This window comes from Thioalkalivibrio sp. ALMg3 (assembly GCF_000381225.1).
Taxonomy (GTDB): domain Bacteria; phylum Pseudomonadota; class Gammaproteobacteria; order Ectothiorhodospirales; family Ectothiorhodospiraceae; genus Thioalkalivibrio; species Thioalkalivibrio versutus.
In genome coordinates, this window is the sequence record NZ_KB906230.1 from 86,615 (window position 1) to 105,206 (window position 18,592).

Annotated in this window: 15 protein-coding genes; 9 read left to right on the forward strand and 6 right to left on the reverse strand. The window is 61.0% G+C overall.

The window, feature by feature from the left end; genetic code table 11:
* Positions 1-97: 97 nt before the first annotated feature.
* Positions 98-1,375, reverse strand: a complete 1,278-nt coding sequence (locus F622_RS0111395; RefSeq protein WP_019572006.1) for a GNAT family N-acetyltransferase — start codon at positions 1,373-1,375, stop codon at positions 98-100.
* 4 nt (positions 1,376-1,379) lie between these two features.
* Positions 1,380-2,495: a thioredoxin-disulfide reductase gene (trxB, locus tag F622_RS0111400; protein WP_018144289.1), complete on the reverse strand. Its 1,116-nt coding sequence runs from the start codon at positions 2,493-2,495 to the stop codon at positions 1,380-1,382.
* A gap of 436 nt (positions 2,496-2,931) precedes the next feature.
* Between trxB and F622_RS0111405 the strand changes: the two genes are divergently transcribed.
* The 3 genes from F622_RS0111405 (at position 2,932) to F622_RS14075 (ending at position 8,333) form a co-directional block, all read left to right on the forward strand.
* Complete coding sequence (locus F622_RS0111405; protein ID WP_019572007.1) at positions 2,932-5,826, forward strand: ribonucleoside-diphosphate reductase subunit alpha; 2,895 nt, start codon at positions 2,932-2,934, stop codon at positions 5,824-5,826.
* 98 nt (positions 5,827-5,924) lie between these two features.
* Positions 5,925-7,163, forward strand: coding sequence for a ribonucleotide-diphosphate reductase subunit beta (locus F622_RS0111410; RefSeq protein ID WP_019572008.1), 1,239 nt, complete (start codon positions 5,925-5,927; stop codon positions 7,161-7,163).
* A 156-nt stretch (positions 7,164-7,319) separates the two neighbouring features.
* Complete coding sequence (locus F622_RS14075) at positions 7,320-8,333, forward strand: hypothetical protein (protein WP_155997136.1); 1,014 nt, start codon at positions 7,320-7,322, stop codon at positions 8,331-8,333.
* A 28-nt stretch (positions 8,334-8,361) separates the two neighbouring features.
* Here the strand turns inward: F622_RS14075 and F622_RS13940 are convergent, their stop codons facing one another.
* Both F622_RS13940 and F622_RS14310 read right to left on the reverse strand, forming a co-directional pair.
* Complete coding sequence (locus tag F622_RS13940; RefSeq protein ID WP_081620993.1) at positions 8,362-9,315, reverse strand: retron St85 family RNA-directed DNA polymerase; 954 nt, start codon at positions 9,313-9,315, stop codon at positions 8,362-8,364.
* Positions 9,312-10,226 (reverse strand): retron St85 family effector protein, encoded by a 915-nt coding sequence (locus F622_RS14310; RefSeq protein WP_369773132.1) that lies wholly within the window; start codon positions 10,224-10,226, stop codon positions 9,312-9,314. The genes F622_RS13940 and F622_RS14310 overlap by 4 nt, the downstream gene beginning before the upstream one ends.
* Before the next feature lie 327 nt (positions 10,227-10,553).
* Between F622_RS14310 and F622_RS0111415 the strand changes: the two genes are divergently transcribed.
* The 6 genes from F622_RS0111415 to F622_RS0111440 all read left to right on the forward strand — a co-directional run bounded on the left by F622_RS0111415 (position 10,554) and on the right by F622_RS0111440 (position 16,363).
* Positions 10,554-11,291, forward strand: coding sequence for a transposase (locus F622_RS0111415; RefSeq protein WP_019572009.1), 738 nt, complete (start codon positions 10,554-10,556; stop codon positions 11,289-11,291).
* 236 nt (positions 11,292-11,527) lie between these two features.
* The gene (locus F622_RS0111420) at positions 11,528-12,421 is read left to right on the forward strand and encodes a sensor domain-containing diguanylate cyclase (protein WP_019572010.1); all 894 of its coding nucleotides are present in this window, start codon (positions 11,528-11,530) and stop codon (positions 12,419-12,421) included.
* 50 nt (positions 12,422-12,471) lie between these two features.
* Complete coding sequence (locus F622_RS0111425) at positions 12,472-13,497, forward strand: transposase (RefSeq protein ID WP_018175681.1); 1,026 nt, start codon at positions 12,472-12,474, stop codon at positions 13,495-13,497.
* Between the two features lie 132 nt (positions 13,498-13,629).
* Complete coding sequence (locus tag F622_RS0111430) at positions 13,630-14,754, forward strand: site-2 protease family protein (RefSeq protein WP_018175682.1); 1,125 nt, start codon at positions 13,630-13,632, stop codon at positions 14,752-14,754.
* Positions 14,755-14,885: 131 nt separating this feature from the next.
* On the forward strand, positions 14,886-15,305 hold the full coding sequence (locus F622_RS0111435; protein ID WP_018175683.1) for a CBS domain-containing protein: 420 nt from the start codon (positions 14,886-14,888) through the stop codon (positions 15,303-15,305).
* A gap of 365 nt (positions 15,306-15,670) precedes the next feature.
* On the forward strand, positions 15,671-16,363 hold the full coding sequence (locus tag F622_RS0111440) for a class I SAM-dependent methyltransferase (protein ID WP_018175684.1): 693 nt from the start codon (positions 15,671-15,673) through the stop codon (positions 16,361-16,363).
* Positions 16,364-16,725: 362 nt separating this feature from the next.
* On the opposite strand, the gene F622_RS0111445 is transcribed toward F622_RS0111440, so the two are convergent.
* Both F622_RS0111445 and F622_RS0111450 read right to left on the reverse strand, forming a co-directional pair.
* The gene (locus tag F622_RS0111445) at positions 16,726-17,427 is read right to left on the reverse strand and encodes a glycosyltransferase family 2 protein (RefSeq protein WP_019572011.1); all 702 of its coding nucleotides are present in this window, start codon (positions 17,425-17,427) and stop codon (positions 16,726-16,728) included.
* The gene (locus F622_RS0111450; protein WP_019572012.1) at positions 17,415-18,002 is read right to left on the reverse strand and encodes a DedA family protein; all 588 of its coding nucleotides are present in this window, start codon (positions 18,000-18,002) and stop codon (positions 17,415-17,417) included. Before F622_RS0111450 ends, F622_RS0111445 begins: the two co-directional genes overlap by 13 nt.
* Between the last annotated feature and the right edge of the window lie 590 nt (positions 18,003-18,592).

The window sequence follows — 18,592 nt, forward strand, 5'->3', positions numbered from 1 at the left end:
CTGGGCCGGGAGATCCCGGCTCTTCGCTGCGCTACGGCCGGGATGACGAGGTGGGGCGCTGTGGCCGGGATGACGGCCGCAGCGAGCCGGGCTCGGGTTAGCGGTCGGGCACATCATCGGGATGGGCCTGGCGATAGGGCGAGTGTTCGTGCAGGCGTTCGCACTGGGCGCGCATCATCTGGGCCTCGCGCTCGCAGAAGTCGCGCACGGGTTGCTCGAAGCCCTCGGTCAGGATCATGTGCGCGGAGTAGGTGGGTGTGGGCAGGAAGCCGCGCGGGATCTTGTGCTCGCCCTGGGCACCGGGCTCGAAGCGGGCCAGCCCCTCGCGGATGCAGAATTCGATGCCCTGGTAGTAGCAGGTCTCGAAGTGCAGGTCGGCCAGCTCCTCGGTGCAGCCCCAGAAGCGGCCGTACAGGGTGTCGTGGCTGCGATAGCAAAGCGCCGCGGCGATGGTCTCGCCGTCTCCCTTCGCGTCCGGTTCTGTCGCATCCGGATCCGTCGTGCTGGGGCGCCGGGCCTCGAACAGCACCACCTGGGCGCCCAGTTCGGCCGCGGTCTCGACAAAGAAGGCCTCCGACAGCGTCGGGATGCCCATGTGCTTCTCGAAGGTATCCACGTAGAAGCGGTGAAAGCGCGCCCAGTCCTCCGCCTCGCCGGTGGCGCCGGTCAGGGTGCGAAAGACGATCCCGGCCTCGTGGACGCGGCGGCGTTCGCGCTTGATGTTCTTGCGCTTCTTCGAGCTGAGCGCGCCGAGGAAGGCGTCGAAGTCCGCGTACCCCCCGTCCGGGGCGTTGGTCCAGTGGTACTGGCAGCCCATGCGCTCGGCCAGGCCCAGCTCGCGGGTCACGTCCAGATCGTCCTGGTTGGGGAACAGGATGTTCACGCCGGAGGCGTTCAGCTCGCGGCCGCGGGTGACCAGCGCGCGCACCAGCAGGGTGCGCAGGTGATCGAAGTCCGGCGCCTCCGGGTGCACCAGCAGGCGCGGCCCGGTGGCCGGGGTGTAGGGCACGGAGACGACCAGCTTGGGGTAGTAGTTGAGCCCGTGGCGGTTCCACGCGCCTTCCCAGGCGAAGTCGAATACGAACTCGCCGTAGTTGTTGGTCTTGGCGTAGGCCGGGGCCGCCGCGACCAGCTGGCCCTCGCGGAAGATCAGCACATGCTGCGGGAACCAGCCGAACTGCCGGCCCAGGCACTCGTGGCGCTCCAGGCCCTCCAGAAAGGCGTGGCGCAGGAACGGCTCGGTGCCGCCGGTCAGGGCATCCCAGGCGGCCGGGTCCACCTCGGCCAGGCCGTCACGCAGCTCGACGCGCTCCGCCGTGTTGCCCGTGGCGTCCGCCGACGGGTCCGCTGCCTGGGTGTCGCCCTCGGCGCTCACGCGATCAACCGAGCTTGTCCAGGTACTTCTCCGCGTCCAGTGCGGCCATGCAGCCAGTGCCGGCGGAGGTGACCGCCTGGCGATAGACGTGATCCATCACGTCGCCGGCGGCGAACACGCCCGGCACGGAGGTGGCCGTGGCGTTGCCTTCCAGCCCGCTTTGCACCTTGATGTAGCCGCCCGCCATATCCAGCTGGCCCTGGAAAATGTCGGTGTTCGGCTTGTGGCCGATGGCGATGAACACGCCCATCAGCTCGAGATCCTTGGTCTCGCCGGACTCGGTGCTCTTGAGTCGCGCACCGGTCACGCCGGTCTCGTCGCCGAGGATCTCTTCCAGGGTGTGGTTCCACTCGATGGTGACGTTGCCGTTCTTTTCCTTCTCGAACAGCTTGTCCTGCAGGATCTTCTCCGAGCGCAGCGAATCGCGCCGGTGCACCAGGGTGACCTCGGAGGCGATGTTCGACAGGTACAGCGCCTCCTCGACCGCGGTGTTGCCGCCACCGATCACCGCCACTTTCTGGCCACGGTAGAAGAAGCCGTCGCAGGTCGCACAGGCGGACACGCCCTTGCCGGCGAAGGTGGTCTCGGACTCCAGCCCCAGGTACTGGGCGGAGGCGCCGGTGCAGATGATCAACGCATCACAGGTGTACTCGCCGGAGTCGCCGATCAGGCGGTAGGGCTGGTCCTTCAGCTGCACCGTGTGGATGTGGTCGAAGATCACCTCGGTATCGAAGCGTTCGGCGTGCTTCTGCATGCGCTGCATCAGCTCGGGGCCCTGCACGCCCTCGTTGTCGCCGGGCCAGTTGTCCACATCGGTGGTGGTCATTAGCTGGCCACCCTGTTCCAGCCCGGTGATCACGACCGGGTTCAGGTTGGCGCGCGCGGCGTAGACGGCGGCGGTCCAGCCGGCCGGGCCGGAGCCCAGGATCAGCAGCGGGCAGTGACGCGGCGCCTTCTCGCTGCCGCCCTTTTTCGGCTGGGTCGCGGTGTCGCTACCGGAGGAGAGCGAGACGGCGCCGGCGGCTGCCTGCATGGCACCCGTGGCGACGGCGGCCTTGGGGGCGTCCTTCTTGCCGGCCTGCTTGCTCTTCTTGTCGGATGGGTCCTTGGCGTCGCTCATGCGGTACTCCCTGTCGATACGATGAATACGGCTGGCGTTGCCGGCCCGGCCGGCAACGCAAAAAAGCGGGTTCGATAAGGCGGGGATTATTGGGACGCGGCGGGTCTTTGTCCAACATCGCCACGCCGGACGTGGATGCCCCAAAGCGGTCCCCGCGCGCGATACCGATTCGGTAATCGCGGGCCATAAAACATTTTCATGTTCGCGTGGGCCGTGGGCACCCGGCGGGGAGTCACTACATCGGCGTTTGGTGGATAACCGGGGTGCCTCGCCAGGAATGGCGACAGGACGGGGAATGGCCGATTTTATCCACAGCTTGCCCACGGCTTGTGCGCGGTTTGTTCTTTCGGGAGCCACTATATCTAGTGGCTATGCAGTTCTCGATCCCCGATCTATAGTATCTCACGTTCGATCCAACACCAGCGCGAGGCCCGTCATGCACAGCGATTCCCATACTGCCACAGCCCAGCAGGGCACCCAGTACCCGCCGCAAGCCGAACCGTCGGCCGAGGTCCTGGCGACCAGCCCGGGCCAGCACCAGGTGATTCGCCGCAATGGCAAGGTGACCGGCTTCGATGCCTCCAAGATCGAGGTCGCGGTGACCAAGGCCTTCCTCGCGGTGGAGGGCGGCAATGCCGCGGCCAGCCGGCGCATCCACGAGGTGTCGAAGGAAGTGGCCGGGCAGGTGGTGGACAGCCTGTTCCGCCGCGCCGGGACCCAGGGCATGACGGTCCACATCGAGGATATCCAGGACCACGTGGAGCTGGCGCTGATGCGCAGCGGCCACCACAAGGTCGCGCGGGCCTACGTGATCTACCGCGAGCAGCAGTCGCAGAAGCGCGCCGCCGAGGCCGCCGAGCAGGGTGCGGACGAACAAGCCGAGGCCGCCACGCTGAACGTGACCCGGGCCGACGGCACCCTGGCCCCGCTGGACGAGGACCGCCTGCAGGCGGTGGTGGCCGAGGCCTGCGCCGGCATCGAGCAGGTGGATGGCGAGAAGATCCTGACCGAGGCCCGCCGCAACCTGTTCGACGGCGTGGCCGAGAAGGATGTCTCCACCGCGCTGGTGATGGCCGCGCGGGTGATGATCGAGAAGGAGCCGAACTACTCCGAGGTCACCGCGCGGTTGCTGATGGACGCGCTGCGCCGCGAGGCCCTGAGCTTCGTGCACGGCCGCCCGGAAGAGGCCACCCAGGCCCAGCTGGCCGAGCGCTATGCCGATTACTTCGGTGCCTACATCAAGCGCGCCGCCGAGCTGGAGCTGGTCGACAGCGAGCTGACCCGCTACGACCTGGAACGCCTGGGCGCCGCGCTCAAGCCCGAGCGCGACCTGCAGTTCACCTACCTCGGCCTGCAGACCCTGTTCGATCGCTACTTCATCCACAGCGATGGCACGCGCTTCGAGCTGCCGCAGGCGTTCTTCATGCGCGTGGCGATGGGCCTGGCGATCAACGAGATCGACCGCGAGGCGCGCGCGATCGAGTTCTACAACCTGCTGAGCTCGTTCGACTTCATGAGCTCCACGCCGACCCTGTTCAACTCCGGCACCCTGCGTCCGCAGCTGTCCAGCTGCTACCTGACCAGCGTCCCGGATGACCTCGACGGCATCTACAGCGCCATCCGCGACAACGCGCTGCTGTCCAAGTTTGCCGGCGGGCTGGGCAACGACTGGACCCGCGTGCGCGGCATGGGCGCCCACATCAAGGGCACCAACGGCAAGTCGCAGGGCGTGGTCCCGTTCCTCAAGGTGGCCAACGACACCGCCGTGGCGGTGAACCAGGGCGGCAAGCGCAAGGGCGCGGTGTGCGCCTACCTCGAGACCTGGCACATCGATATCGAGGAGTTCATCGAGCTGCGCAAGAATACCGGCGACGACCGCCGCCGCACCCACGACATGAACAGCGCCAACTGGATCCCGGACCTGTTCATGAAGCGTGTGGCCGAGGACGGTGACTGGACCCTGTTCTCCCCGAACGAGGCGCCGGACCTGCACGACCTGATCGGTGCCGACTTCGAGAAGCGCTACAGCGAGTACGAAGAGAAGGCCGCGCGCGGCGAGATGCGCGTGTACAAGACCATGAAGGCCGTCGACCTGTGGCGGAAGATGCTCGGCATGCTGTTCGAGACCGGCCACCCGTGGGTCACCTTCAAGGACCCGTGCAACCTGCGCAGCCCGCAGCAGCACACCGGCGTGGTTCACAGCTCCAACCTGTGCACCGAGATCACCCTGAACACCTCGGACGACGAGATCGCGGTGTGCAACCTGGGCTCGATCAACCTGGCCGCGCATATCAACGAGGCCGGCGAGCTGGATCAGGCCAAGCTCGAGCGCACCGTGAACACCGCCATGCGCATGCTCGACAACGTGATCGACTACAACTACTACTCCGTGCCGCAGGCGCGTCGCTCCAACATGCGCCACCGCCCGGTGGGCCTGGGGATCATGGGTTTCCAGGATGCGCTGTACAAGCTGCGCCTGCCGTATGCCTCCGAGGCCGCCGTGGAGTTCGCCGATGCCTCCATGGAGGCGGTGTCCTACTACACCATCAAGGCCTCGACCGATCTGGCCGAGGAGCGCGGGCGCTACGAGAGCTTCCCCGGCAGCCTGTGGAGCCAGGGCATCCTGCCGATCGACTCGGTCGAAAAGCTGGCCGAGACCCGCGGCGACTACCTGCAGATGGACACCACCCAGCGCCTGGAGTGGGACAAGCTGCGCAAGCGGGTGAAGAAGGTCGGCATGCGCAACTCCAACACCATGGCGATCGCGCCGACCGCGACCATCTCCAACATCTGTGGCGTGTCGCAGTCGATCGAGCCGACCTACCAGAACCTGTTCGTCAAATCGAACCTGTCGGGCGAGTTCACCGTGATCAACCCGTACCTGGTGCGCGACCTGAAGGACCGCGAGCTGTGGGACGAGGTCATGGTCAACGACCTCAAGTACTACGACGGCTCGGTGCAGCCGCTGGACCGCGTGCCGGAGGACCTCAAGGCCCTGTACGCCACCGCGTTCGAGCTGGACACCCGCTGGCTGGTCGAGGCCGCCTCGCGCCGGCAGAAGTGGATCGACCAGGCGCAGAGCCTGAACCTGTACATGGCCGAGCCCTCCGGGCCCAAGCTGGATGCCCTGTACAAGCTGGCCTGGGTGCGCGGGCTGAAGACGACCTACTACCTGCGCTCCATGGGCGCGACCCACGTGGAGAAGAGCACCGTGGCCGACTCCTCGCGCGCCAACAAGCTGAACGCCGTCTCCGGCGGCCAGCAGGCGTCCGAGCCGGAAGCGCCCAAGGCGTGCTCCATCCTCGACCCGGACTGCGAGGCCTGCCAGTAAGGCCCAGCCCGCGAGCGGGCACCGAATACGTACGACCAAGCAAACTGAACAAAGGCCCGGCCACCGCGCCGGGCCGCCACCGAAAGAAGAGGGACACTATGCTTTCCTGGGACGATCCGATTGCCGCCGTAAAAGGCGAAGGCCAGAAACAACCCGCCGTACGCCCGGGCATGGGCTTTCAGGAGAACGAAGCCCTGATGAGCACCGCCGGTGCCGCGCCCAGCGTCCCGCCGGAACCGGAGAACGCCGGCCAGCCGCTGGCCGAGCCCAACGAAGAGGCCCTGACCGGCACCGGCCTGGAAGACATCGAGATGGGTGCCGAGCGCATCCGCGTGGATGACAAGAAGATCATCAACTGCCACGCGGACCTCAACCAGCTCGTGCCCTTCAAGTACAAGTGGGCCTGGCAGAAGTACCTGGACGGCTGCGCCAACCACTGGATGCCGCAGGAAATCAACATGAACGCGGACATCGCCTTGTGGAAGGACCCGAATGGTCTGACCGAGGACGAGCGCACCATCGTCAAGCGCAACCTGGGCTTCTTCTCCACCGCCGACTCGTTGGTGGCGAACAACCTGGTGCTGGCCGTGTACCGCCACATCACCAACCCCGAGTGCCGCCAGTACCTGCTGCGCCAGGCCTTCGAGGAAGCGGTCCACACCCACGCCTACCAGTACTGCGTGGAGTCCTTGGGGTTGGACGAGGGCGAGATCTTCAACATGTACCGCGAGGTGCCCTCCGTCGCCGTCAAGGCCGAATGGGCCCTGCCGTTCACCAAGCACCTGGCGGACCCGAACTTCCGCACCGGCACGCCGGAGGCGGACCAGAAGCTGCTGCGCGAACTGATCGCCTTCTACGTCGTGTTCGAGGGCATCTTCTTCTACGTCGGCTTCGTGCAGATCCTCTCCATGGGCCGGCGCAACAAGATGACCGGCGTGGCCGAGCAGTTCCAGTACATCCTGCGCGACGAGTCCATGCACATGAACTTCGGCATCGACGTGATCAACCAGATCAAGGTCGAAAACCCGCACCTGTGGACCGAAGAGTTCAAGAACGAGATGCACACCCTGATCCGTGACGCGGTCGAGCTGGAGGCGCAGTACGCCCGCGACACCATGCCCCGCGGCGTGCTCGGCATGAACGCGCAGATGTTCGAGGAATACCTGCACTTCATCGCCAATCGCCGCTGCGCCCAGATCGGCCTGGCCGAGATGTACCCGGGTGCCGACAACCCGTTCCCGTGGATGAGCGAAGTGCTGGATCTGAAAAAGGAGAAGAACTTCTTTGAGACGCGGGTTACGGAGTATCAGACGGGTGGGGCGTTGAGCTGGGATTGAGTTCACCTAGCGCGTCCGATGGAACGGAGCCAAGGCGATGGTGATGTTCTATCAGAAAAAGGGCGCCAGCTGGCGCCCTTTTTTATGGGCTCGAATCTTCGTACGCCCCTTAGCTCAGTCACAGAACCAATAACCGCGGTACAGCTAGGTTTCTAAATGGCCAGATCTCCAGCCCGTAACACACAAATCTATTTCTTGGGTGCGGGTTTTTCGAAAGCATTTGGTCTTCCCAATACGGCCGAACTGCTCTCCCGCGTCCATTCATTGTCTAATGGAAATCATCACTGGGGCGTGTCCGCGGATATCGGTAATCGTCTCGAAGCTGCATATCAGTACTTCTATCCTGATGACGGAAAGAATTTTCAGCCACCCGTTGGGGGCTTTTTTACCGTTCTTTCTACTTACGAAAGCATTGGATCGGGCCTACCCCAGGGGTTTTCTGATTCGTCCTTGTTAAGAGATCTAAAGTTTGCAATCGCAAGCATAATTTGTTCGGACTCAAAACAGATAGACAAAGAACTCACCTGCGAAAACCCGTTGCTAGATGACATGCTTCAGCCAGGTCATGTTGTTATAACTAGTAACTGGGACTATCTCATCGAGCGCGCGTGTATCCGGCGCGGAGTTCCGTTCCGTCTGCAGTGGGCCAACGACCTTAGTGCGCTAACGATTCTGAAGCTTCATGGCTCGGTTGACTGGACCGAGAAGAAATACGCCAAGAAGCCTTGGGGCCTGAGGAATTACTTTCGACTGGAAGACTTGATAAACCCTAGGAGGCAGCGCCATGACTCTGTTTCGAGCAAGCATCTCGCGCGCTCCCACGCTGTTGAGAACTGGACGAGGGGGTATCAGGTAATAAAAGGTTCGACCCATCAACCGTTTATGTTGACCATGGCTCGTGCCAAGTCGATGTCAATTGGGCCGGTCATGGCGATTTGGTCGGATGCCTATGATGTTCTTAGTCGTGCAGATCGCCTGTCTATAATTGGATACTCGATTCCTGACGATGATGTCGAAATAAGAACATTGCTGCGCGCAGGACTTTGCAGGGGGACTAAAAATCCGACTTCTGTCATTGTAATAAACCCAGAGCCAAGTGTGCATGAGCGGGTTAGACGGCAAATATATCGGGAGGTGGAGTCTGACTACTCAGCGGTTCGTGGGCCTTGAAAACAATGTTTTCGACGATCCTATGGGTCTAGCAAGAATGGTCTTGAAGGCTTGTTGTTATTTCTTCGATCTCGCGGTAATGTTTTCCGCAGAGTCTGGAGTAATACCCAGCCGCTGCATGCTTGCAGTAGGCTAAATGACCCCTTAGTTCTCGTACATCCGAGTCGCCTAGCTTTCCTTTTCTATATAGATCGAGCTTGAACCGAATTTCATTTCTATAGCTCTTCGGGAGGGTTAGGCTTCCGTCGGGATTGATTTTTATTCCCGTGACGATTGCAGAGCCTCCGCTGCGACTTAAAAACCGTGTTTTTCTTCGGTTGACGGATAGCAGAGGGCTCGTAGATTCTTCGATGACGGCGACGGTATGTTCATGTATCGGCTTGCAGAGCCCTCTTTCGTTAGTTGAGAAAATCAGATCATCTGCATATCGTGTGTAGGCAATCGGATTCTTGCTTAAAGCTCTGACCGTGTTGGAGATCGTTTCATCTAGGGAGGCCATGACAGCATTGGAGATACTTGGAGAAGACGGGTCTCCAATTCTCAGTGTTTCATCTTGTGAGAAGCAGGTATGTTTGAGTAAGAGTTCACTCGTTGGGTCAAGAGTCCAATCAGTCTCTGCATGGCTATGCCATTCCCTTATGAGGGGTTCGAGATCATTGTAGGTAATGCTTGGAAAGAAGTTTGTTAAATCGATACGAAGAAAATAGCGATTTTGTCTATGTTTCCTGGCGTTGTCAACTGTAGACAGGCCTTTCCTGTAGGCCATTGCAGCGTCATGAACGGGCAGGTGGTTTAGGATGTTGTGAATTATCCATTGTTGGATGAGTTTGGTTTTTTTGGACGGGTGAAAAATGGGTCGAGTCCCGCCATTTCGCTTTTTTATTCTGAACTTCTTCACCTTTGAATGTGATTCCCAGACGGCTCTGTCAATCAGTTCGTGACTTACATGTAGATCGGCAGCAATTCGTTCTCGGATATTCATGGGTAAAATCGTTCAGGATTATTCTTGAGGTGGAGTGTCCGGAATTGAGCGACAATGCTATTTATGTCAAGGTTGTATTTGAGATAAGGTTCGGAGCGCGTGGACCTATACAGTCCTTCCGTGCAACGTGTAACTGCGTCAAATGCAACCAGGATGCCAAGCAAGATCCGCACATTATTATAGCTACCGTCTGGGTCGAATACGTTTCGACAGAGTTTGATAACCTCCGCATGCTTTATGGGGCCTGCGATGTATATGAGGTCATGGAGAAAGAGAGCAGCGGACTTCGTGCAATGGCTTGCTGGGTCAGCGTCGGAAGGTGGGAGTCTTGTAGATCGGCGAACACGAGGTGGTAGAAGCGCCGATAAAGTGGCGAATGTTTCGCCGACGGCATCGAGGTAGGTTATGCCATCAGGTGCCATAGGGTAGTATATTACCCTCGAGTGCCCCTGTGCGTCCTTTAGTGCTTTAAGCGGACCGAGATGGATGAAAGAGGTGGAATCTTCGTGCTTGGAGTCGTTGATGACTATTAGCTTGTCGCGCAATTCTTTTGATGAGAAGGCACCCAGTTCAGTGAATGCGCTAGGACTTTCGAGTACGATCAGGATATAGTCAGCAAACTGTGATATGCGGTGCTCTATATCTATAAGGTTTTCGTTATGGCTTTCTTTTTGCAAAACGTCCAAAGCGCGTTCTGCAATAAAGAATGAAGAATGAGGTAGTGCGTGGCGTGAAAAGTCAATTATTGCTTGACGTCTAGTTGATACGACGTTGCGGGATATATTCGCTCCGCATAGAAAAACAAAAGTGGTATTTTTAGGGGGTAGCGTGATTTTTCCATCATGCAAGGAATGCCGTATCGAGCTCAACGAATTCGATACGGCATGTCGGTTGAAGTGTGTTTTAAACATTGTGAGGCGCCTACTTTGACACGCGCGGACGGAGCTTCCGATCGTGGACTCCGCTGACTAGCGGAGTCCACGATCGGAAGCTCCGCTAGAAAGCGAAAAATGCTAGGCAGAATGCGCTGCGCATTCCGATGGGCCGAAGCCCATTATGCTAGGCGGAAACAGTCTATCAATGGATATGTGCCGTGGCAACGAAGTGCAATGAATAGATCACGGGGTCGGACCTCGGTAACCTGCAGAAAAACCGAGGGAAACCGGTCTAGAATGGGCTGGATTCGAGCTTAAAGCGGTCAGTTCGGCCATCAAATGGGCATTCCAGGGAGGGAAGCCATGCCACGGGCGAATCGCCATCATCTGCCGGGCCATGTCTGGCACGTTACCCATCGTTGTCACAAGCAGGAGTTTCTGCTGAAGTTCGCCCGCGACCGGAGGCTCTGGCGCTACTGGCTGTACCAGGCGCGCCAGCGTTACGGACTCTGTGTGCTCAACTACATAGTGACCTCCAACCATGTACACCTGCTGGTGCGCGATGGGGGCGGAGGCGAGATTGCGCGTTCCATGCAGTTGATCGCGGGCCGGGTTGGCCAGTCATACAACCGGCGCAAGGCGCGCAAGGGCGCGTTCTGGGAAGACCGGTACCATGCCACTGCCGTGCAGACCGGGACCCACCTCGCGCGCTGCCTGGTGTACATCGACTTGAACATGGTCCGGGCGGGGGTGGTGAAGCATCCATCGGAGTGGGAAGCCAGCGGATATCGCGAGATCCAGACACCACCGGACCGTTACCGAGTCATTGATGAGCCGGCCCTGCTGGATGCGTTGGAGATCGGCGCCGTAGCCGAGCTGAGGGAGTGTCATCGTTTGTGGGTGGAGGAGGCGCTGGCCTCGGATCGCGCCAGTCGGGATGAGTGGTGGACGACGGCCGTCGCGGTAGGGAACCGGCCGTATGTGGACGAAGTGCACCGGGCGCTGGGGGTGCGGTCGCCGGGGCGCCACGTTGAACAGACGGGGGATACCGCATGGGTGCGCGACGATGGGGCGAGTTATGGGGTAGATGAACGGTTTTGACGGCGAAATAGGGCGGATAAGCCTCTAGAAAGGGGGTTTGGCGCGATATAACGCCATGAAGTCAGTAGGTTGTCGTGGTCCGACCCCGTCGCGGAACGGTTGCGGCTCTCTTGTGCAGAATGACTGCACGGCAGTCACCGCGCCTTGTTCGCACGCAAAAGCGACTCGAGCGCGAGTGCGTACATTAATCAGTGTTTCGCTAGAGTGTGAGTCCGTGGACCAGATATCCTTGACCAATGCCCGTTGACCTTCAAGCGCTCTCGGCCAGGCTGATCCATCTGATCCTCGACACGGTCTTTGTGGTCGATCGGGACAATCAGATCGTCTTCGTGACCGATGCCTGTGAGGATCTGCTTGGTTATCGCGCGGAGGAGCTGATCGGAACCACGATCACCGACTATATGCATCCGGAAGACCTGGCGGCCTCACTGGCCTCCATTGTTCGGGTCATGGAGGGCAAGCCTCACGTCGATTTCCGTAACCGCTATATCCGCAAAGATGGCGGTGTCGTGTACATCCTTTGGTCGGCCCACTGGGTCGAGGAGGAGGGTGTGCGGATTGGGGTTGCGCGGGACGTGACGGCCCTGCGGGAGGCCGAGGAGGAACTGCGCTTCCTCGCCCATCATGATCCGCTGACAGGACTGACCAACCGATCGCTGTTCTATGACCGCCTGGATCTGGCGATACATTCGGCCCATCGCTACCAGAACCACCTGGCCTTGCTGTTTCTGGATATCAACGACTTCAAGGTGATCAATGATGTCCATGGACACGCGGTGGGGGACCGTGTGCTTTGTACGATCGCCCGGCGGCTGGAAGGCTGCGTGCGGGAGACGGACACGGTGGCGCGGATGGGCGGGGATGAGTTTATTGTCCTGCTGACGGATATCCAGGTGGAGGGTGCCGTTTCCAGAAAGGTCGAGCACATTCAATCGGCCATGGACGAGCCCCTAGGCGCCGAGTTCGGCGGGATCATACCGTCTTGTAGCATTGGCGTGGCCTGCTATCCCGCTGACGGAGAGGACGCCGATACCTTGCTGAGCCGTGCGGATGGCGAAATGTACCGGGTGAAGCGGAAAAGGGGAGAAGCAACTAATAAGAGGACACCCATGATCTTCTTGACGGTCTGAGGCGGTCTGGCTAGGTTTTGGGGTGAGTTCATGGACCAAGGAGGGTCCTGATGACGCGAGCCAGGAAGGAGCTCGTCTCGATCGAGGCGACGCCGTATTACCACTGCATTTGTCGCTGTGTTCGCCGCGCGTTCCTGTGTGGCGAGGATTTCTATTCGGGCAAGAACTACGAGCACCGGCGCGGCTGGGTGCTGGAGCGGCTGCGCGCGCTTGAGGACGTGTTCGCGGTGGACGTCTGCGCCTATGCGGTGATGTCGAACCACTATCACCTGGTTGTGCGGCTCGACTCGGACCGGGCGGCGGCTTGGAGTGAAGACGAGGTGATGGAGCGCTGGGAGCGCTTGTTCTCGTTGCCGCTGCTGGTGGCGCGGTACCGGGCGGGGCAGACAGGCACGGTGGCCGAGCGCGAGCGGGCGCAGGTGCAGATCGCGCAGTGGCGGGAGCGCTTGCAGGACCTTTCGTGGTTCATGCGCAGCCTGAACGAGCATCTGGCGCGGCGGGCGAACGCGGAAGAGGGCTGCAAGGGTCGTTTCTGGGAGGGCCGCTACAAGAGCCAGGCGCTACTGGACGATGCGGCCGTGCTCACCTGCATGAGCTATGTGGATCTGAACCCCGTGCGTGCGGGGATGGCGGATACGCCCGAGGGATCCGATGTCACCTCCATCCAGCAGCGTATCCGGGAGCGTGCAAGCGTGCCGGACGCGACCGGAGAAGAGTCCGGGGAGCGCACGGAACCCCGCCTGACGACGCTGGGCCACGAGGGTGATGACGGGCATCCCAATGCGGTGGTTTTCACCACTGACGATTACCTGGAACTGGTCGAGTGGACTGGGCGCGCGATCCGCGAGGACAAGCGCGGGGCGATTCCGGAGCACATCCCGCCGATCCTGGAACGCCTGCAGATCGATCCGGCACATTTTGTCCGGCACGTCCGCAGAGGTGGAAGGAGTTACCACGTGGCGGCACTGGGCCGTGTCGAGCGCATGCGGAAGGCGGCGATGGCTCGCGGCCGGCACTTTATCAAGGGTATCGGCGTTTCGGGTCGAATGTTTGTGGGCCCGCCAGAGTGTCCTTGATGGGGCACGGTCTGACCCCGGCGTCGCACGGGTCTCTCTCATGTGCGGGCGGTGCCGCGGGGCCACATAATGGGTGTCAGGTGGTCCTGGCTGTTCGATACGGGGCCGCTCCCCCTTGCAAGGAGCGGAAGTATGTTCAAGACGGTCCTGGTCCTCGGCCACATCAGTGGTATCCGCATCCAGATCCACGTGAGCTGGGTGTTCATCCTCCTGCTACTGCTGGCGACCATGAGCACCGGCTTCCACTACCAGTTTCCGGAGTGGACCCTGCCGATGGTGGTGGGTACCGCGGTGGTGACGGCCCTGTTGTTCTTTGCGTCCATCCTGGCCCATGAGCTAGGCCACAGCGTGGTGGCCATCCGGCGGGGTGTGCCGGTGGAATCGATCACCTTGTTCATCTTCGGCGGGCTGGCACAGATGGGAAGGGACACCGAGCGCGCGGACGACGAGTTCTGGATCGCCATCGCCGGGCCAGCAGTCAGTGTGGGCCTGGCGCTGATCTTCGGGGGGCTCGCGCAGGCCACCTCCGGTTGGTACGAGCCGGTGTCGGTAGCGCTGGGCTGGCTGGCGTTCATCAATCTGGTGGTGGCGGTGTTCAATCTCATCCCCGGTTTTCCGCTGGACGGGGGGCGGGTGTTCCGGGCGCTGGTCTGGAAGGTCACCGGCGATCCGCGCAAGGCGGTGGCGGCTGCGGTCTGGGGCGGGCGGATGGTGGCGTATCTCCTGTTCGGCTTCGGCTTCTGGAACCTCGTGGTGATCGGCAACCCGATCGGCGGTGTCTGGATCATGCTGATCGCCTGGTTCCTGCTGACCATGGCCGAAGGGCAGGGGCGGATGTACGAGATGCGCGACCGGCTGGCGGATGTCCGCGCGCGGGATCTGGCCGATCCGGAACCGCCCTTCGTCAGCCCGGATGCATCCATCCAGGAGTGGATCGACCAGGGCGTCCTGCCGGGCGGGCGCCGCTCCTTTCTGGTCGGCGAGCCGGAGCGGGTGCAGGGGCTGGTGACCCTGAGCGACAGTCGCAAGGTGCCGCGGGAGCGGTGGGCGACCACCCGGATCGCCGACATCATGACCCGCGCGGATTCGCTGAGACACGTCGCGCCGGATACGCAGGCCGAGGAGATCCTGCAGCTCATGAGTGAGCACAACCTCAACCAGATCCCGGTGCTGGAGGCATCCGGCCGGGCCATTGGCTGGATCGACCGCCAGAAGCTTCTGCGCACCATCGAGATCCACATGGAGGTCAAGCGCTAGAACCAGGGAGACAAGGGGGGCAGCCATTGAAGGCCAACTGCACAGGGACGCATCACCTCGGGAAGGGCCGGGCCCGATACGCTCGCGTGTATCTGGTACCGTGGGCTGCAGCAATCACAGGAGTGCTGGACATGACGTCGATGAATGTACCGGTGGAGGAGTTCACCACCCCCGACCCCGTCACTGCCAACGAAGATATGGCGATCGACGAGCTGCGGGCGTTGATGGAGCGGCATGGCGTGCGCCATCTTCCGGTCGTGCGCGGTGAGTCGGTGGTGGGGCTGGTCAGTGACCGCGAGGTCCGCGTGGTCCTCGGCTTGCCGCTCACCGAGATCAATCAGGTGCGAGCCTCCGACATCATGGCGGCCGACCCGCTGACGGTGACGGCGACCACGCCTCTGGACCAAGTGGCGTATGCCATGTCGGAAAACAAGGTGGGCAGCGTGATCGTCAACGATGAAGATGGCCGGTTCCTGGGGATCTTCACGGCCAGCGACGCCCTAAATGCGCTGACCGAGCTCGTCCGCGGAGGAGGCACGCCCGCCGCATGAAATGGAAGAGGACACCCATGACTTGGCTCTCTGAGGAAGATAACGGGGTCGGACCTCGGTAACGTACGGAAAAGCCGAAGGGAACCGGTCTAGAAAGGGCGCGATTCGAGCTTAAAGCGGTCATTTCGGCCATCAAATGGGACTTCCAGGGAGGGAAGTCAGGCCAAGAGGCAGAGGCTGACGCTTTCCTGGGCCGATTTTGCGCCCCGTGATGCGGCGGAGCTGGCAGCCCGGTTTCGGGAACGCTATATCCTGATGAAGCTGCTGCGCGCCACCGCGCGCGGCCGCGGTTAGACGCGTACTACTACGTCATAGCCGGACGCCAATCGCAGATTCGTCGACGTATTAGCGGGAGTGACTGGCCGATGCCCAGGGTGGCCCCATTCGACGCGCACCATGAGCGCTATGAGGCGTGGTTCGACAAGCACGAACCGGCCTATCTCTCCGAACTGCTGGCCCTGCGCGCGTTTGTGCCGTGGGTAGGCCGGGGGCTCGAGATCGGCGTAGGGTCGGGACGCTTCGCCGCGCCGCTCGGGGTGCAGGTGGGCCTCGATCCCTCCCCGGCAATGCTGGCCCACGCGGCTGCCCGGGGTATCGAGATCGTGGAGGGGACGGCCGAAGACATGCCCTTTGAGGCGTGCAGCTTCGACTATGCCCTGGTGGTGACAACCCTGTGCTTTGTCGACTCTCCCGCGCGCATGCTTGCCGAGGCGCAGCGGGTGCTACGGCCTGGTGGCCGTCTGGTAATCGGCTTTATCGACCGCGACAGTCCACTGGGGCAGGAGTACCTGGCGCATCAGTCGGAGAGCGTGTTTTACCGCGACGCCACTTTTCATTCCGCGGACGAAGTGGAACAGCTGCTTGTGCATGGCGGCTTCTCGATCGATGGGTGGGTACAGACCCTTGCGGGGCCGCTTGCCGGGATGCGGGATATCGAACCCCTGCGGCCGGGGCGCGGTGAATGCGCGTTCGTCGTCGTAGCGGCTACCCGGAACGCCGAAGCGGCCGAAAGCCCCGGGCCGCTTGTGCGGCGCGGGGCTGGTGGGCGCCGGGAATAGGAGGAGCGGCGGGACCACGCCAACGGTGGAACAGGAAAAGAAAATCGTCGGATCAAGGCCCGAATTCGGGCTTAAAGCTGCAATTTCTGTCTTCAAATGGGTCATTCCAGGGAGGGAAGCCATGCCAATCGCCAGCACCCTCAGGGCCATATCTGCCAAAGGATAAGATTCATGACCACATGACGGGGGCGGACCTCGTTGTCATCCACAGCAGGGGCTCTGGGCTCAGGCCTTGCCTTTTTCCTCCTAGGCTTCCGGTGGATGGAAAAAGGCAAGGCCTGACCCCGACGTCTTGACCCCCGATGTCTGCGCGAACGTGAAGACCAATTAGAGCCTCCTTGGCGGTGGGAATCAGACATTATCTAAAAATCAATTCCGCTATCGACCTTGTTCCTCTTCCTGATGCGTACAGCCCTCTGCTTGATCCAGCCAAGTATGTAAAGCCGGAATGATATCGACAGGATTTGTCGGATCATTATCGCGCGTTGGGTAGCGCCAGCCACGACACCATATTTCCTTTCTTTAATGTGATGGAACGTACCACGCACTAGTTCGAATGCCATCCCCTTCTCGAATTGCTTGGAGGTGTGGTTCAAGGCGATCTCGATCTGGAAACCCCGCACGCCATTCGTCGGGACGGCCTCCCAGAGCCGGCGGGTCAATGCCCGATCTCCGCCGATAATTGGGAAGAATCGCAGCGCCTGGTTTAGCATCAGCGTCGATCGCGCGCGCAAGCCAACGTTCATCTCGACGCGTCCCTCGATGACGGGCTGCATGATCCGGGACAAGGTCTGCTGTGTGTGGCCAGTCACGTCAGCGTCGAGAAATAACAGGACGTTAGATTTCGCCGAACACACGCCTGCATCCAATGCAGTCGCCTTGCCCGTGTTTCGAGCCAGACGGATGACGCGGGCGCCCGCGGCCTCTGCGACCTGGGCCGTCGCATCCGTAGAGCCATCATCGACCACGAGGACTTCCCCAACCCAAGGATGCTGGCGTGCACACGTAATGACATCGGTGATGGTTCCGACCTCATTGAAGGCTGGTATGACTACCGAGACCATCGGTTCCTCAAGACCCGGCTCGCGATATAATTGGCGGACACCGCAATGACGATGAATATCAGGAAGGCGATCTCCAGATCCTCAACCAAATCGGCAAGTCGACGCGTCGTTCCGACGACCGAATAGGCGAGAGCAACGAAGACGGCGAATAAGGTTAGGACGCCGAGGAAATTGACGATGATATAGGTGCGAAAACGCATATCGTGTACCCCCGCAAGCACTTGGGCCGCCGTCCGTGTGCCATATACAAACTTGGATAAAAACAGGATCTGTACGCCGTTGCGATTGAACAGGCGTTCCAGACCACGAACGGCGTTGTTGCTGTGGCGTCCAGGGATGCGGTCGAGTGCAGAAGCGGGGAATTTTCTTCCCAGCCCGTACCAGACGAGGTCCGACAAGACGGTGGCCAATATTGCCAGCGAGATGACTGCAGCAAGATCAAGGCGCCCGGTCGCAGCCAGGTATATCGCCGGCAAGAGCACGACTTCGCCCGCGACGAGTATGCCGACAAAAATGAACAGATACGGATAGGTCTGAAGCAGGCTGAGTACCTGTTGGAACAGATCGTGCGCCATGGCATCCATCGAGAAATTACGTAGGTAAGGGGGATTCGGCGGGCAGTTGGGTGGGCGAATGTTCTAGGTATTAGGGCGAGCTTTCAGGCCCACCGACAGTCCGGTGATGGCTGCGAATTTGGATTACGAGTGGCTTGATGTGGTCGCCGGCGGAATGTTGGCTTGCGATGAGTCCCCTATCCTGAATCTGGGGTGTGCCGCCGCCAGCCGGGTGCAGCGGTTGAAAGCGGGTGTTTAGTGCGGGCGCTCGTAAGTCCTCTAATGATCAATTGGAGATCCCAACGTATGTCGGCCGGCTTTGATGGAGCTTCATGCGGAGGCAATCGCCCCTAGCGATCCCGGGCGGCCATTCCGTGTCGAGTGCGCAGGATCTTCTTACTACACGAAAAAACTACTACACATGGAAACGATTCATCTGTTGGATGGCGCACAGATGAGCGGTGCTTCTTGGAAATTCAGTTTCCGCTGAGAAACCAGAAGAAGTGGACACCCATGTGTGGTGGTCAAGTGATTTCGGACACCGCGTTAGGTGGATTGGCTGCCGTTGGTTGCTCGTAGACGCTGGGAGGCAGGTAGCCCAGCGTCGAGTG

What these genes read in the sequence shown, in the direction of transcription:
- trxB (WP_018144289.1), bottom strand. Translation starts at nt 2,495, where the DNA reads ATGAGCGACGCCAAGGACCCATCCGACAAGAAGAGCAAGCAGGCCGGC.
- F622_RS0111405 (WP_019572007.1), top strand. Translation starts at nt 2,932, where the DNA reads ATGCACAGCGATTCCCATACTGCCACAGCCCAGCAGGGCACCCAGTAC.
- F622_RS0111410 (WP_019572008.1), top strand. Translation starts at nt 5,925, where the DNA reads ATGCTTTCCTGGGACGATCCGATTGCCGCCGTAAAAGGCGAAGGCCAG.
- F622_RS14075 (WP_155997136.1), top strand. Translation starts at nt 7,320, where the DNA reads ATGGCCAGATCTCCAGCCCGTAACACACAAATCTATTTCTTGGGTGCG.
- F622_RS13940 (WP_081620993.1), bottom strand. Translation starts at nt 9,315, where the DNA reads ATGAATATCCGAGAACGAATTGCTGCCGATCTACATGTAAGTCACGAA.
- F622_RS14310 (WP_369773132.1), bottom strand. Translation starts at nt 10,226, where the DNA reads ATGTTTAAAACACACTTCAACCGACATGCCGTATCGAATTCGTTGAGC.
- F622_RS0111415 (WP_019572009.1), top strand. Translation starts at nt 10,554, where the DNA reads ATGCCACGGGCGAATCGCCATCATCTGCCGGGCCATGTCTGGCACGTT.
- F622_RS0111420 (WP_019572010.1), top strand. Translation starts at nt 11,528, where the DNA reads ATGCCCGTTGACCTTCAAGCGCTCTCGGCCAGGCTGATCCATCTGATC.
- F622_RS0111425 (WP_018175681.1), top strand. Translation starts at nt 12,472, where the DNA reads ATGACGCGAGCCAGGAAGGAGCTCGTCTCGATCGAGGCGACGCCGTAT.
- F622_RS0111430 (WP_018175682.1), top strand. Translation starts at nt 13,630, where the DNA reads ATGTTCAAGACGGTCCTGGTCCTCGGCCACATCAGTGGTATCCGCATC.
- F622_RS0111435 (WP_018175683.1), top strand. Translation starts at nt 14,886, where the DNA reads ATGACGTCGATGAATGTACCGGTGGAGGAGTTCACCACCCCCGACCCC.
- F622_RS0111440 (WP_018175684.1), top strand. Translation starts at nt 15,671, where the DNA reads ATGCCCAGGGTGGCCCCATTCGACGCGCACCATGAGCGCTATGAGGCG.
- F622_RS0111445 (WP_019572011.1), bottom strand. Translation starts at nt 17,427, where the DNA reads ATGGTCTCGGTAGTCATACCAGCCTTCAATGAGGTCGGAACCATCACC.
- F622_RS0111450 (WP_019572012.1), bottom strand. Translation starts at nt 18,002, where the DNA reads ATGGCGCACGATCTGTTCCAACAGGTACTCAGCCTGCTTCAGACCTAT.